We start from the raw sequence: 14812 nt of genomic DNA, 5'->3' as shown, positions 1-14812 counted from the left end.
ACATTTACCCTCTATTGCCTGTTAGTGCGCGGTGGCCTGGAGGCCGGCGAGTAACAGGCGCTGATACAGATCCTCCTTGAACCCCTCGGGATTATCCAAGCGCATCCGCTTCAAATGCTCGGGAAATGCCTCCGGCTCCGGCGCGTCGAGTGCCGCCTTGCCCAACTCCAGAATCTCCGTCAGCTTGAATTTGCTCTTGAGCCAGTTCAGCGCTCGCAACAAGTCCCGCTCCTCATCCGTGAAATCACTGCCCAACGGGTATTCCGGGAACAACCGTCGATGCTTGGCCTGAATCGCCTGGAGGCGTTCCGGCGTGTTGTCCGCAAAGCGCGGATCCAGCTGGAAGTCCTTGGGCAGCTTGCCGGCCTTTTGTGCCTGCTCAATCAAGTCGCCCTGGAAACGCGAGTCGGTGATATTGAGCAGCGCTTCGATCACCTTGGCATCCGTCTGCCCGCGCAAGTCGGCAATGCCGTACTCGGTAATGACGATATCCCGCAGGTGCCGGGGAATGGTGCAGTGGCCGTACTCCCAGACAATATTGGAACTGACCTCGCCCGCCGACTCCCGCCAGCTGCGCAAAATCAGGATTGAACGCGCACCGTCCAGCGCATGCCCCTGGGCAACGAAATTGTATTGCCCGCCCACACCGCTGAGCACGCGACCGTCTTCCAGCTGGTCGGCCACGCCGGCACCGAGCAATGTGACCATGATTGCGCTGTTGATGAAGCGCGCATCCAGGCGCTGCAGCCGCTTGAGTTCTTCCTGGCCGTACAGCTCGTTGATATAGCTGATGGCAGTCATGTTGAATTCGAGACGCTTGGCGTGGGTCATTTCCTGCAAGCGCTGGTAAAAACTGCGCGGCCCTAGAAAGAAGCCACCGTGGATCGACACGCCATCGGGTTGCGCCGCATCGTCCAGAGTGCCTTCGTTGGCCTGCGTCTGGGTCGCCACATCCGGGTAGACCTTGCGGCGCACAATCCCCGCATCGGCCAGAACCAACAGCCCGTTGACGAACATCTCGCTGCATCCGTAAAGGCCACGCGCGAAAGGCTCGACACCGCCCTCACGGCTGATCAGTGGCGCCCACTGATACACATCCAGGTCCGTCAGCAGCAATCGATAGGCTTCGTTATCGGCCTGGCGCGCCAGCAAGGCGGCGGTCAGCGCATCGCCCATGGAGCCAATGCCAATCTGCAAGGTGCCGCCGTCACGTACCAGGGTGCTGGCGTGCAGGCCAATAAAATGATCCTGGAAGCCCACCGGCATGTTCGGCGTGGAAAACAATGTGGTGCTGTCTTTTTCATCGAGCAGGTAGTCGAACGCGTCCATGCCCAACTCGGCGTCGCCGGGCATGTAGGGCAGATCGCTGTGGACCTGGCCGACAACGAGGATGGTTTCCCCGGCTTCGCGGCGCTTGGCGATCATCGGCAGCAGGTCGAGGGTGATATCCGGGTTGCAGCTCAGGCTCAGGCGATCAGGATGCTCGGCGCTGCTGGCAACCATTTGCGCCACCAGGTTCAGGCCGGCGGCATTGATGTCGCGGGCGGCATGGCTGTAGTTGCTGCTGACGTAATCCTGCTGCGCCGAAGTGCTGTGGAGCAGGCTGCCGGGCTGCATGAAAAACTGTTGCACTTGGATATTTTTCGGCAGGCTGTCCTTGTGCAGGTCGGCGAGGAAGTCCAGTTCAGGGTAGTCACCAAACACCCGCTCGATGAACGGTTCGAGAAAGCGCTTCTGCAAGCCATCGCCCATCGTCGGGCGGCCCAGGCTCAACGCGGTGTAGATCGTCAGCGCCCGCTCCGGCAGTTTGGCAATACGCCGGTACAGCGCGTTGGCGAACAGATTGGGCTTGCCAAGACCCAGCGGCATGCCCATGTGGATATGCGCCGGCAACCGCACCAGTACGTCGTCAACTGCTTGCTCGATTGAACACAACTGCACCATCGGACTGCTCCCGAACATTCCATGAATTGGAGTTGGACCGAGCTTGCCGGGTCTTTGCTGCAATGAACAGTGTCGAAACACAAATCGCGAGCACAAAAAAGCCGCCCGTAAGCGGCATTTTTGGCGAAGATCGTCTGATTACAGGCCGGACATCTTCTTGATGGCGCCTTTGAGGTCTTCATCCGAGCAATCAGCGCAGGTGCCTTTGGGTGGCATGGCGTTGATACCGGTGATGGCCTTGGCCAGGATGCCATCGAGGCCGCCCTGGTGGTCGGCGCGTTCTTTCCAGGCGGCGGTGTCGCCAACTTTCGGCGCACCCAAGAGGCCAGTACCGTGGCACGCGTTACAGTGCTTGGCGATAATCTCGTCCGGTGTTTTCGCACCGCCACCGCCCGCTGCCACGGCCACTTCCATGCCCTTGCATTCCTGGCCCTGGACGCAAACCTGGCCCACAGGCTCCAGGCGCTTGGCAATGTCATCATTGGTCGCAGCTTGAGCGCTGACAGCCCATAGGGCCAGTACGGTTGCTGGTGCAGCCAGCATTTTCATAATTAGGTTCACGCGTTCACCCTCAATGGTGGCTATTCACGCCTGCGGCCACGGTTTCGCAGGCGGCGAAAGTATAACGGTTAGCCCGGGCTGCCGAAACAACCCTATTAAATAAAGGGAGATACGGCCACACGGATACAGCTATGGGAGCCTCTGCAACGCTGGCAGGGCGCCTCTTTTGTTAAAAGTTCGCGGGCGTGGCTGCGCTGATTAGTCGCGCCGGCACATCGAACGGGTTGCGAAAACGATGGGGCTTGGTGCTTTCAAAGTAGTAGCTATCGCCAGCTTCGAGCACAAAAGTTTCAAGACCGACCACCAATTCCAGGCGACCTTCCAGCAGAATCCCGGTTTCCTCGCCCTCATGGGTGAGCATTTCTTCGCCCGTGTCGGCGCCCGGCGGGTAAATTTCGTTGAGAAAGGCGATGGCCCGGCTCGGGTGCGCCCGGCCCACCAGTTTCATGGTGACGGCACCGTCAGAGATGTCGATCAGCTCATTGGCTTTATAGACGATCTGCGTCGGTATTTCCTGGAGGATCTCCTCGGAAAAGAACTCGACCATGGACATGGGGATACCGCCCAACACCTTGCGCAGGGAGCTGATCGAGGGGCTGACGCTGTTTTTCTCGATCATCGAAATGGTGCTGTTGGTGACGCCCGCGCGCTTGGCAAGCTCGCGCTGGGAAAGACCTTTGAGTTTACGGATGGATTGCAGTCGTTCGCCGACGTCCAATGCAGGAGCCTCCTAGGATTCAGGCTTTGTTGTAATTGAGCGTTATCATGGCGACAGCGTTCAGTATTTACAACACTTGGGCCTAAATCCCGGGCAGCTGCATTCGTATCCGGCCATCAAGCGCCGCAATAGAGCCTTGGCACCCGGCGCAGGTTGCAGAAAATCTGGTAGGGAATGGTATCGGCAGCAGTGGCGACGTCACTGGCGAGGATGTTCTTGCCCCACAACTCCACGGTTGAACCAAGGCCCGCCTGGGGTAAGTCGGTGAGGTCGACACACAGCATGTCCATGGACACGCGCCCCAGCAGTTGGCTGCGCTGGCCCGCCACCAGCACCGGCGTACCGGTTGGCGCGTGGCGGGGGTAACCGTCGGCATAGCCCATGGCAACCACTCCGATGCGCATCGGCTTGGGCGTGACAAACCTGGCGCCATAGCCCACGGGTTCGCCAGCCGGCAGTTCGCGTACACAAATGATTTTGGACTCCAGGGTCATCACCGGCTGCAATCGTGCGGCAAAGGCCTGGTCTTCGCCAAATGGCGTTGCGCCGTAGAGCATGATGCCTGGGCGTACCCAATCGCTGGCCACGCCTGGCCAGCCTAATACAGACGGGGAGTTACGCAGGCTGACTTCGGCAGCCAAGCCTTGGCGAGCTGCTTCGAATACCGTGACTTGTTCGTTGCTGCTGACGCAATCGAGCTCATCGGCGCGGGCAAAATGGCTCATCAACACGATCTTCGCGACTTTGCCGCTGGCCAGCAGACGCTGGTACGCCTCTTGATAATCCTTGGGATGCAAGCCGACACGGTGCATGCCCGAGTCCAGCTTGAGCCACACGGTCAGCGGTTTGCTCAGTTTGGCCTGTTCGATGGCCTCAAGCTGCCACAACGAATGCACCACACACCACAAATCCTGTTCGATGATCAGCGGCAACTCGTCCGCCTCAAAAAAGCCTTCCAGCAACAGCACCGGCGCGCGAATGCCGGCGGCACGCAGTTCCAGGGCTTCCTCGATGCACGCCACGGCAAACCCGTCGGCTTCGGTTTCCAGTGCCTGGGCCACGCGCACGGCACCATGGCCGTAGGCATCGGCCTTGATCACGGCGAGCGCCTTGGCCCCCGTGACTTCACGGGCCAATTGGTAGTTGTGGCGCAGGGCTTGAAGGTCGATCAGGGCACGGGCTGGACGCATGGCGGCAGGCTTCTAGGCAGCAAGGTGAAGAAAAACCGGTGCCGACCAACAACGTCGGCGCCGGGAGAGGGATCGTTGCTAAGGCAGCGCCGCCACGACGGACAGCTCTACCAGGATTTGCGGCTCGCACAATTTGGCTTCAACCGTGGCACGGGCCGGAGCGACGCCTTTGGGCAGCCACTTGTCCCACACCGCGTTCATGCCGGCGAAGTCGGCGTCAATATCCTTCAGGTAGATGGTCACCGACAGCAACCTGGACTTGTCGGTACCGGCCAGGTCCAGTAAACGCTCGATATTGACCAGGGTTTCACGGGTCTGCTGTTCAATCCCGGCACTCAGGTCGTCGCCGACTTGCCCGGCCAGATACACGGTACCGCTGTGAACCACGATCTGGCTCATGCGCTCATTGGTGAGCTGGCGCTGGATTGACATGTTGTGCAGACTCCTGGTGATTGCCATAACGGGAAATATCGAGGCCGGCGGCGCTGATCTGCGGCGTTTTCTTTGCCATCAGGTCGGCCAGCAAGCGGCCAGAGCCACAGGCCATGGTCCAGCCGAGCGTGCCGTGACCGGTATTCAGGAACAGGTTCTTGAATGGGGTGGCACCGACAATCGGCGTGCCGTCGGGTGTGGTCGGACGCAGACCGGTCCAGAAACTGGCTTGGGCCAAATCGCCGCCCTGAGGATAAAGGTCGTTGACGATCATCTCCAGGGTTTCACGTCGACGTGGATTCAGCGACAGGTCAAAACCGGCTATTTCAGCCATGCCGCCGACACGAATACGGTTGTCGAAACGGGTGATCGCGACCTTGTAGGTCTCATCGAGAATGGTCGAGGTGGGCGCCATTGCCGGGTTGGTGATCGGCACGGTCAGCGAGTAGCCCTTGAGCGGGTAAACCGGTGCCTTGATCCCCAGGGGCTTGAGCAGCTTCGGCGAGTAGCTGCCGAGGGCCAGTACATAGCGGTCGGCGGTTTCCAGCTTGCCGTCGATCCACACACCGTTAATGCGATCACCGGCGTAATCGAGGCGCTGGATGTCCTGCTCGAAACGGAACTCCACACCCAACTGCTTGCACATCTCGGCCAGGCGCGTGGTGAACATCTGGCAGTCGCCCGTCTGGTCATTCGGCAGCCGCAAAGCACCGGCGAGGATATCCGTAACGCTGGCCAGGGCCGGTTCAACACGGGCAATACCGGCGCGATCAAGCAGTTCGAACGGCACGCCGGACTCTTTCAACACCGCGATATCCTTGGCGGCACCGTCAAGTTGGGCCTGGGTGCGGAACAGCTGGGTCGTACCGAGGCTGCGGCCTTCGTAGGCAATGCCGGTCTCGGCACGCAATTCGTCTAGGCAGTCGCGGCTGTACTCGGACAGGCGCACCATGCGCTCCTTGTTCACAGCATAGCGGCTGGCCGTGCAGTTGCGCAGCATCTGCGCCATCCACAGGTATTGATCGATATCGGCGGTTGCCTTGATCGCCAGCGGCGCGTGGCGCTGCAGCAACCACTTGATAGCCTTGAGCGGCACACCCGGCGCGGCCCATGGCGAGGCGTAGCCAGGGGACACCTGGCCGGCGTTGGCGAAACTGGTTTCCATGGCAGCGGCAGGCTGACGGTCGACCACCACGACATCGAAGCCGGCCCGCGCCAAATAGTAGGCACTGGTCACCCCAATGACACCGCTACCCAAGACCAGAACGCGCATTTTTATATCCTCATCACGGGCTTAGCCGCTGACGTGTGTTATTCGAGCAATGATGGACGCAGTGTAAAAAACAATCACCAGTGCATTTCACTATATAAATGCCTATATTTGGCGACAATTCTTGGCAAAAACCCTTTTCACAGAGGCGTATCCCCTATGCGTACCAACACCCAGACCAAGCGGGAGCTGGACAAGATCGACCGCAATATCCTGCGCATCCTGCAAACCGACGGGCGCATTTCGTTCACAGAGCTGGGGGAAAAGGTCGGGCTGTCCACCACTCCCTGTACCGAGCGGGTGCGGCGCCTGGAGCGCGAAGGGATCATCATGGGCTACAACGCGCGGCTCAACCCGCAGCATTTGAAAGGCAGCCTGCTGGTATTTGTCGAGATCAGCCTGGATTACAAGTCTGGCGACACCTTTGAGGAATTTCGCCGCGCCGTGCTGAAACTGCCTCATGTGCTGGAGTGCCACTTGGTATCAGGGGACTTCGACTACCTGGTGAAAGCGCGTATCTCGGAGATGGCTTCGTACCGCAAACTCCTGGGCGATATCCTGCTCAAGTTGCCCCATGTGCGCGAATCCAAGAGCTATATCGTGATGGAAGAGGTGAAGGAGAGCCTGAACCTGCCGATCCCCGATTGACTCAGTCAGACCAGCACTTGCCGGGTACTCGCCATATACTCATGGATCTGCTTCTCGACCCGCGGATGAATCAGCTCAACCGGTCGGCGCCCATTGGGGCATGGCAAGGTCTTGGTGGTGCCGAACAGGCGACAGATCAGTGGCCGCTCGTCATACACCGTGCACCCATGGGGCCCCAGGTGCACGCAGTTCAGCTCATCCATGGCGGCCTCCTGCTCGGCGGCCGTCTTGCGTGGCAGGCGCGACATTTCCTCAGGCGAAGTGGTCACCGGCCCACAGCAGTCATGGCAACCCGGAACACATTCAAATGAAGGAATCTGTCTGCGCAGCGCGCTGACTTTCTGACTGTTGCAACTCATCGATACACATACCCAACGGCGAATAGGCGTGGATTCTGACGCAAAACGCAGCGCGCAGACAGCTTCATCGGACCGCTGTATCCTGCGTCAAATTTTCCAAACAGGGAGGCTCCCCATGACCGCCAGCGCCCGGCATACCGCGTCCTACTACGCCGCCAGCAGCGTGCCGCACCCCGAGTACCCGGCGTTGACAGGCGAGCTGCGCGCCGATGTATGCGTGATTGGCGCGGGGTATTCCGGGCTCAACACGGCTTTGGAGCTGGCCGAGCGCGGCTTCAGCGTGGTGGTGCTGGAAGCGCGCAGGGTTGGCTGGGGCGCCAGCGGGCGTAATGGCGGCCAGTTGATTCGCGGCGTCGGCCACGGGCTGGATCAGTTCGCGTCCGTGATCGGCAGTGACGGCGTGCGCCAGATGAAGCTGATGGGGCTGGAAGCCGTGGAGATCGTGCGTGACCGCGTAGAACGCTTCCAGATCCCCTGCGACCTGACCTGGGGCTACTGCGACCTGGCCAACAAACCCCGTGATTTGCAGGGCCTGGCGCAAGATGCCGAAGAACTGCGCAGCCTGGGCTACCGCCACGAGGTACGCCTGCTGCAAGCCAGCCAGATGAGCAGCGTGATCGGCTCCGAGCGCTATGTGGGTGGCATGATCGACATGGGCTCTGGTCACCTGCACCCACTGAACCTGGCGCTGGGCGAGGCGGCCGCCGCGCAGCAGTTGGGCGTGAAGTTGTTCGAGCAGTCTGAAGTGACGCGCATCGACTACGGCCCCGAAGTCAAGGTGCACACCGCCCAGGGCCACGTACGTGCCAAGACCCTGGTGCTGTGCTGCAACGCCTACCTGAATGGGCTCAACCCGCAGTTGAGTGGCAAGGTCCTACCGGCCGGCAGCTACATCATCGCCACCGAGCCCTTGAGTGAAGCCCAAGCGACCCGCCTGCTGCCGCAGAACATGGCCGTGTGTGACCAGCGCGTGACGGTGGACTACTTCCGCCTGTCCGCCGACCGCCGCCTGTTGTTCGGCGGCGCCTGCCACTATTCCGGACGCGACCCCAAGGATATCGGCGCCTATATGCGACCGAAAATGTTGCAGGTATTCCCGCAACTGGCCGACGTGAAGATCGACTACCAATGGGGCGGCATGATCGGCATCGGCGCCAACCGCCTGCCGCAGATCGGCCGGTTGGCGGATCAACCCAATGTGTATTACGCCCAGGCTTACGCGGGTCATGGCCTGAATGCCACACACCTTGCGGGCAGGTTGCTCGGCGAAGCCATCAGCGGCCAGCAGCAGGGGCGTTTCGACCTGTTCGCTCAGGTGCCGCACATCACCTTCCCCGGTGGCAAACACTTGCGTTCACCGCTGCTGGCGCTGGGGATGCTCTGGCACCGCCTCAAAGAACTGGTGTGATCAACTGCGCCAGAACGGCTTCAGGCCTTCCTGGCGCGCCTGTTCAGCGGTCAAACCCACGTCCAGCAGCTGCTCGCGGGTCAGCGTAAGCAACGCCTTGCGCGTGTGACGACGGTGCCAGAACAGGCTCCAGCGGCTGCCGACAGGCGCAGTCGTTGCCCGCTGCTGCCCTGCTTCCAGTTCTTGGCTGTGTAGCGCCAGCCGCACATCGCTCATGCCGTTCATTTTGCTGCCCCTCGTTGGCTTGTTGCCTTGAGTGACTAGGATGGGGGCACGGGCAAAACCATTACAGATCCAGCCTGTTTTTATTAAATCCATACAGATACTGCCTATGGATGGCTGAATCCTGTATTTTCACTCTATCTGTACTGGTCTATCAGGAGCGGCCGCCATGACCCTTTACGTCAACCTCGCTGAATTGCTCGGCACTCGCATCGAACAAGGCTTCTATCGCCCCGGCGATCGCTTGCCCTCGGTGCGAGCCTTGAGCGTGGAGCACGGGGTCAGCCTGAGTACCGTGCAGCAGGCCTATCGGTTGCTGGAAGACAACGGCCTGGCAATGCCCAAGCCCAAGTCCGGTTACTTTGTACCCGCCGGTCGCGAGCTGCCGGCCCTGCCCGAGGTAGGCCGCCCGGCCCAACGGCCGGTAGAGATCTCCCAGTGGGACCAGGTGCTTGAGCTGATTCGCGCGGTACCCCGCAAAGACGTCATACAGATGGGCCGTGGTATGCCAGATGTATTGTCACCCACCCTGAAACCTTTGCTGCGCAGCCTGGCGCGGGTGAGTCGTCGCCAGGATCTGCCGGGCCTGTATTACGACAACATCCTTGGCTGTATGGAATTGCGCGAGCAAATCGCTCGACTGTCGCTGGACTCCGGCTGCCAACTGACCGCTGAAGACATTGTGATCACCACCGGCTGCCATGAGGCGCTGTCGGCCAGCATCCGGGCGATCTGCGAGCCCGGCGATATTGTTGCGGTGGACTCGCCCAGCTTCCACGGCGCCATGCAGACCCTCAAGGGCCTGGGCATGAAAGCCCTGGAAATCCCCACCGACCCAATCACCGGCATTAGCCTGGAAGCGCTGGAACTGGCGCTGGAACAGTGGCCGATCAAAGTCATCCAGCTCACACCCAACTGCAACAACCCGTTGGGCTACATCATGCCGGAGGCGCGCAAACGCGCACTGCTGACACTCGCGCAGCGCTATGACGTGGCAATCATCGAAGACGATGTGTATGGCGAACTGGCCTACAGCTACCCACGCCCGCGCACCATTAAATCCTTCGATGACGATGGCCGCGTGCTGCTCTGCAGCTCATTCTCGAAAACCCTGGCACCCGGGCTACGTATTGGCTGGGTCGCGCCGGGGCGCTACCTGGACCGGGTGTTGCACATGAAATACATCAGCACCGGCTCTACCGCCACCCAGCCGCAGATTGCGATTGCCGAATTTCTCAAAAACGGCCATTTCGAACCGCATTTGCGCCGGATGCGCACGCAATACCAGCGCAATCGCGACTTGATGCTCGACTGGGTGAGCCGCTACTTCCCGGCAGGCACGCGCGCCAGTCGGCCCCAAGGCAGCTTCCTGCTGTGGATCGAACTGCCGGAGGGCTTCGACACCTTGAAGCTCAATCGCGTGTTGGTGGAACAAGGCGTGCAAGTGGCCGTAGGCAGCATCTTTTCTGCCTCCGGCAAATACCGTAACTGCCTGCGTATGAACTATGCCGCCAAGCCAACCCCACAGATTGAAGAAGCAGTGCGCAAGGTCGGCGCCGCCGCGCTCAAGATGCTGGCAGAGACGCTGCACTGACCTTTCGCCGGAAAAGGCCGTCATATATCGATAACCGCCCTGACCTGGAAGCAGCTCCCTTGATAATTCGACGGCTATTACCGTTTTTGCTGTTGGGCACCTTGGCCCTGGGCGGCTGCGCCACGGTCGACACACCGCGTATTCCCAGCGATGCCCTGCCGGCGAACGGCTCCTCGTTCGGTCGCTCGATCCAGGCCCAGGCGGCGCCGCACCAAGGGCGCTCGGGTTTTCGCTTGCTGCCCAACAGCAGTGAAGCCTTCATGGCTCGCGCCGAGCTGATCCGCAACGCCCAATCCAGCCTCGATTTGCAGTACTACATCGTTCACGACGGCATCAGCACGCGTATGCTTGTGGACGAACTGCTCAAGGCCGCCGACCGCGGTGTGCGTGTGCGCATCCTGCTGGACGACACCACCAGCGACGGCCTCGACCAAATCATCGCCACCCTCGCCGCCCACCCCAAAATCGAAATTCGCCTGTTCAACCCCCTGCATTTGGGCCGCAGCACCGGCGTTACACGCGCCATGGGCCGTGTATTCAACCTGTCGCTGCAACATCGGCGCATGCACAACAAACTGTGGCTGGCGGATAACAGCGTGGCCATTGTGGGCGGGCGCAATCTGGGGGACGAATATTTCGACGCCGAGCCCAACCTGAACTTCACCGATATCGACATGCTCAGCGTCGGACCGGTGGCAGAGCAACTGGGTCACAGTTTCGATCAGTACTGGAACAGCGCACTGAGCAAACCTATTGATGAGTTTGTCTCGAAGATGCCCTCCAAAATCGATCTGGCCGTCGCCCGCGGGCGCCTGGAAGCTTCATTGGCGCAATCGCGTCAGCAGAACCACGCCCTGTATAACCGCCTGCGTACCTACCAGACCCGACCACGTATGGACATCTGGCGCCGTGAGCTGATCTGGGCCTGGAATCAGGCGCTGTGGGACGCACCGAGCAAGGTGCTGGCCAAGGCTGATCCGGACCCGCAGTTGCTGCTCACCACCCAACTGGCCCCGGAGCTGGAAGGGGTCAGCCGTGAACTGATCATGATTTCGGCGTACTTCGTTCCGGGGTCGCCCGGGCTGGTGTACCTGACAGGTCGGGCCGACGCAGGGGTGTCAGTGAGCCTGCTGACCAATTCCCTTGAAGCCACTGACGTACCGGCCGTGCACGGCGGTTACGCGCCCTATCGCAAGGCACTGCTGGAGCATGGGGTCAAACTTTATGAGCTGCGCCGACAACCAGGCGACCCCAGTGCCAGCAGTGGCCCGCACCTGTTTCGTCGAGGCAGCCTCTACGGCTCCGATTCGAGCCTGCACAGCAAGGCAATGATCTTCGATCGCGAGAAGTCATTTATCGGCTCGTTCAATTTCGACCCGCGCTCGGTGCTGTGGAACACCGAAGTCGGCGTGCTGGTGGACAGCCCTGAACTGGCGGAGCATGTGCGCAACCTGGCGCTGGAAGGTATGGCGCCGACGCTGAGCTACGAGGCGAAATTGCAGGATGGCAATGTGGTGTGGGTCACCGAGGACAACGGGCAATTGCACACCCTGACCCGCGAGCCCGGCAGTTGGTGGCGCCGTTTCAATGCTTGGTTCGCCACGTCAGTTGGCCTGGAACGTATGCTTTAAGCCAAAGAAGTTCAGGCAGGCTGCGCTGCTCCAAACGCCCCTTGGCGCAGCAACAGCACCACCAGCCCCAACGCCCCCGCCGCCATCAGCAATGGCAGTGCATGACCGCTGACCCATTGGCTGCCCGCACCCGCCACCAGCGGCCCGATCAGGCAGCCAATGCCCCACAGCTGCGCCACGTGGGCGTTGGCACGCACCAACGCATCATCACGGTAGCGCTCGCCAATCAAAATCAGCGACAGGGTAAACAACCCACCCGCGCTGGCGCCGAACAGCACCCACACCGGCCAGATCAGCAGTGTGTGCATCAACAACGGCACCGCCAGGCTCGACGCCAGCAACAGCAGCGCACACCCCAGGAACAACGTGCGGCGCGGCAAGTAATCGGCCAGGGCGCCAATGGGCAATTGCAGCAGCGCATCACCCACGACCACTGTGCTGACCATCGCCAAGGCAATCTCGGCAGTGAAGCCCTGTTGCAGGCAGTACACCGGCAACAGCGTCAGAATCATCGCTTCGAATGCGGCGAATAACGCCACCGCCCAGGCAATCGCCGGCAAGCTCAGGCAAAAGCGCCACAGCTCGCTGAACGTGACGCTGAACGCATCAGCCGTCGGCGCCCCGGATCGCCCCAGCAACAGCAGCGGCGCCACTACCAAAAGGCCGACGCCCACCCAGAACCCGTAATCATGATCGGTGCCCATCAGGCCCAGCAGCAAGGGTCCCGACAGCTGGCTCAAGGCATAAGTGCAGCCATACAGCGCCACCAGGCGGCCGCGCCACTGCTCGATCACCAGTTGGTTGATCCAGCTTTCACCCAGGATAAATACGATGGTCAGGATCACCCCGATCATCAACCGCAGCACCAGCCACACCGGGTAGCTGGGCAGGATCGCCAGCAAACCGATAGACAGCGCCCCGGCCCACAGGCACAGGCGCATCAGGTTGGCAGTGCCGAGCCAGGACGCCATTCGGCTGGAGACCTTGGCACCCAGCAATACGCCGAATGCCGGCATCGCCGCCATCACGCCAATGGCGAAGCTGCCGTAGCCCCAGCCTTCAAGACGCATGGATACCAACGGCATACTCACGCCCAAGGCCAGGCCAACGCTGAGTACCGATGCCAGCACGGCGAAATAAGTCGCCCAACGCATTGCCACGCTCCTGTGGATAATTTACGGGGTCGCACAAAACAGTGTGGGAGGGGGCTTGCTCCCGATAACGGTGGGCCAGTCACCACATGCAGTGGCTGACACCCAGCTATCGGGGGCAAGCCCCCTCCCACGTTTGGCCTGCAGTGCTGCTTAGAGTTTGATCCAGGTCGCCTTCAGCTCGGTGTACTTGTCGAACGCATGCAGCGACTTGTCGCGGCCATTACCCGACTGCTTGAAACCACCAAACGGTGCGGTCATGTCGCCGCCGTCGTACTGGTTAACCCAGACGCTGCCGGCACGCAGGGCCTTGGCCGTCAGGTGCGCCTTGGAGATATCCGCCGTCCATACCGCTGCGGCCAGGCCGTATTGGGTGTCGTTGGCAATGGCGATGGCTTCTTCGGCGCTGTCGAAAGTGAGCACCGACAGGACCGGGCCAAAGATCTCTTCCTGAGCGATCTTCATGGCATTGGTCACGCCATCGAAAATAGTTGGCTCGACGTAGGTGCCACCGGTTTCTTCCAGTGTGCGCTTACCGCCAGCGACCAGTTTGGCACCGTCGGCATGACCGGACTCAATGTAGGACAGCACGTTGTTCATCTGCTGCGTATCCACCAGCGCACCCACGTTGGTGGCTGGGTCCAGTGGGTTGCCCGGCTTCCAGCCTTTGAGCGCCTCGATCACCAGCGGCAGGAAGGTGTCCTTGATGGAACGCTCCACGAGCAGGCGCGAACCGGCAGTGCAGACTTCACCCTGGTTGAAGGCGATGGCACTGGCCGCAGATTCTGCGGCGGCTTGCAGATCCGGCGCATCGGCAAACACAATATTAGGGCTCTTGCCGCCCGCTTCCAGCCACACGCGCTTCATGTTCGATTCGCCGGAGCGGATCAGCAGTTGCTTGGCGATCTTGGTGGAGCCAGTGAACACCAACGTATCCACGTCCATATGCACCGCCAGGGCGTTACCCACCGTGTGGCCATAGCCTGGCAATACGTTGAACACGCCTTTTGGAATGCCGGCTTCGACGGCCAGGGCGGCGATACGGATGGCGGTCAGCGGGGATTTTTCGGACGGTTTGAGGATCACCGAGTTACCGGTGGACAACGCCGGGCCGAGTTTCCAGCAGGCCATCATCAATGGGAAGTTCCACGGCACGATGGCGCCGACCACGCCGACTGGCTCGCGGGTCACCAGGCCCAGTTGATCATGAGGGGTGGCCGCGACTTCGTCGTAGATCTTGTCGATTGCCTCACCGCTCCAGCTCAGGGCATTTGCCGCACCGGGAACGTCGATGTTCAGGGAGTCGCTGATCGGCTTGCCCATGTCCAGGGTTTCAAGCAGTGCCAACTCTTCGGCATTGGCCTTGAGCAGCGCGGCGAAACGGATCATGGTGGCTTTGCGCTTGGCCGGCGCCAGGCGCGACCAGACGCCGGAATTGAAGGTGGCGCGGGCGTTTTCCACGGCGCGCTGGGCGTCAGCCGCGTCACAGCTGGCGACAGTGGCCAGCAGACGACCGTCGACCGGGCTGATGCATTCGAAGGTGTCACCGGAAACGGCGGCGGTGTATTCGCCATTGATGTAGGCGCGGCCTTCGATCTTCAGATCCTTGGCGCGTTGTTCCCAGTCGGCACGGGTCAGGGTGGTCATGCGAGTGTCCTCCTCTTATTGAATAGAGGGCCAGGCG

At 60.9% G+C, this 14812-nt stretch carries 14 protein-coding genes; 4 read left to right on the top strand and 10 right to left on the bottom strand.

What is annotated here, in order from left to right:
* Positions 1-21: 21 nt before the first annotated feature.
* The 6 genes from E4P01_RS03520 to dadA form a co-directional block, all read right to left on the bottom strand.
* The gene (locus E4P01_RS03520) at positions 22-1944 is read right to left on the bottom strand and encodes an acetyl-CoA hydrolase/transferase C-terminal domain-containing protein (RefSeq protein WP_216090478.1); all 1923 of its coding nucleotides are present in this window, start codon (positions 1942-1944) and stop codon (positions 22-24) included.
* A gap of 138 nt (positions 1945-2082) precedes the next feature.
* Positions 2083-2493, bottom strand: coding sequence for a c-type cytochrome (locus tag E4P01_RS03515; RefSeq protein WP_032878737.1), 411 nt, complete (start codon positions 2491-2493; stop codon positions 2083-2085).
* 181 nt (positions 2494-2674) lie between these two features.
* Complete coding sequence (locus E4P01_RS03510) at positions 2675-3223, bottom strand: cupin domain-containing protein (RefSeq protein WP_005792468.1); 549 nt, start codon at positions 3221-3223, stop codon at positions 2675-2677.
* A gap of 116 nt (positions 3224-3339) precedes the next feature.
* Positions 3340-4413: an alanine racemase gene (gene alr / locus E4P01_RS03505; protein ID WP_005792469.1), complete on the bottom strand. Its 1074-nt coding sequence runs from the start codon at positions 4411-4413 to the stop codon at positions 3340-3342.
* A gap of 78 nt (positions 4414-4491) precedes the next feature.
* Positions 4492-4845: a RidA family protein gene (locus tag E4P01_RS03500; protein WP_005792470.1), complete on the bottom strand. Its 354-nt coding sequence runs from the start codon at positions 4843-4845 to the stop codon at positions 4492-4494.
* Positions 4817-6118 carry a D-amino acid dehydrogenase gene (gene dadA / locus E4P01_RS03495; RefSeq protein ID WP_103734162.1) on the bottom strand — a complete coding sequence of 434 codons (1302 nt, stop codon included), beginning with the start codon at positions 6116-6118 and terminating at the stop codon, positions 4817-4819. The genes E4P01_RS03500 and dadA overlap by 29 nt, the downstream gene beginning before the upstream one ends.
* 156 nt (positions 6119-6274) lie before the next feature.
* Here dadA and E4P01_RS03490 point away from each other — a divergent pair, with 156 nt between their 5' ends.
* A complete protein-coding gene (locus tag E4P01_RS03490; protein WP_003176896.1) occupies positions 6275-6763 on the top strand; it encodes an Lrp/AsnC ligand binding domain-containing protein in 489 nt (162 codons plus the stop codon).
* Between the two features lie 5 nt (positions 6764-6768).
* Here E4P01_RS03490 and E4P01_RS03485 read toward each other — a convergent pair whose 3' ends face one another.
* A complete protein-coding gene (locus E4P01_RS03485) occupies positions 6769-7122 on the bottom strand; it encodes a YkgJ family cysteine cluster protein (protein WP_005792472.1) in 354 nt (117 codons plus the stop codon).
* 115 nt (positions 7123-7237) lie between these two features.
* On the opposite strand from E4P01_RS03485, the gene E4P01_RS03480 reads away from it, so the two are divergent.
* Complete coding sequence (locus E4P01_RS03480) at positions 7238-8530, top strand: FAD-binding oxidoreductase (RefSeq protein WP_216090479.1); 1293 nt, start codon at positions 7238-7240, stop codon at positions 8528-8530.
* On the opposite strand, the gene E4P01_RS03475 is transcribed toward E4P01_RS03480, so the two are convergent.
* A complete protein-coding gene (locus E4P01_RS03475) occupies positions 8531-8755 on the bottom strand; it encodes a DUF1127 domain-containing protein (protein WP_078822630.1) in 225 nt (74 codons plus the stop codon). It lies immediately after the preceding gene.
* A gap of 166 nt (positions 8756-8921) precedes the next feature.
* Between E4P01_RS03475 and E4P01_RS03470 the strand changes: the two genes are divergently transcribed.
* Together E4P01_RS03470 and E4P01_RS03465 are read left to right on the top strand one after the other, a co-directional pair.
* Complete coding sequence (locus E4P01_RS03470; RefSeq protein ID WP_103734160.1) at positions 8922-10346, top strand: PLP-dependent aminotransferase family protein; 1425 nt, start codon at positions 8922-8924, stop codon at positions 10344-10346.
* A gap of 62 nt (positions 10347-10408) precedes the next feature.
* Positions 10409-11977, top strand: coding sequence for a phospholipase D family protein (locus E4P01_RS03465; RefSeq protein WP_081883358.1), 1569 nt, complete (start codon positions 10409-10411; stop codon positions 11975-11977).
* 11 nt (positions 11978-11988) lie between these two features.
* Here the strand turns inward: E4P01_RS03465 and E4P01_RS03460 are convergent, their stop codons facing one another.
* Together E4P01_RS03460 and E4P01_RS03455 are read right to left on the bottom strand one after the other, a co-directional pair.
* Positions 11989-13131, bottom strand: a complete 1143-nt coding sequence (locus E4P01_RS03460; protein ID WP_216090480.1) for an MFS transporter — start codon at positions 13129-13131, stop codon at positions 11989-11991.
* Between the two features lie 150 nt (positions 13132-13281).
* Positions 13282-14775, bottom strand: coding sequence for an aldehyde dehydrogenase (locus E4P01_RS03455; protein WP_032878725.1), 1494 nt, complete (start codon positions 14773-14775; stop codon positions 13282-13284).
* Positions 14776-14812: the final 37 nt, after the last annotated feature.

This window comes from Pseudomonas sp. NCIMB 10586, assembly GCF_023127895.1.
GTDB lineage: Bacteria > Pseudomonadota > Gammaproteobacteria > Pseudomonadales > Pseudomonadaceae > Aquipseudomonas > Aquipseudomonas synxantha_A.
Note: the sequence above shows the minus strand (reverse complement) of the source record. Positions and strands in the feature narration are given on the sequence as shown.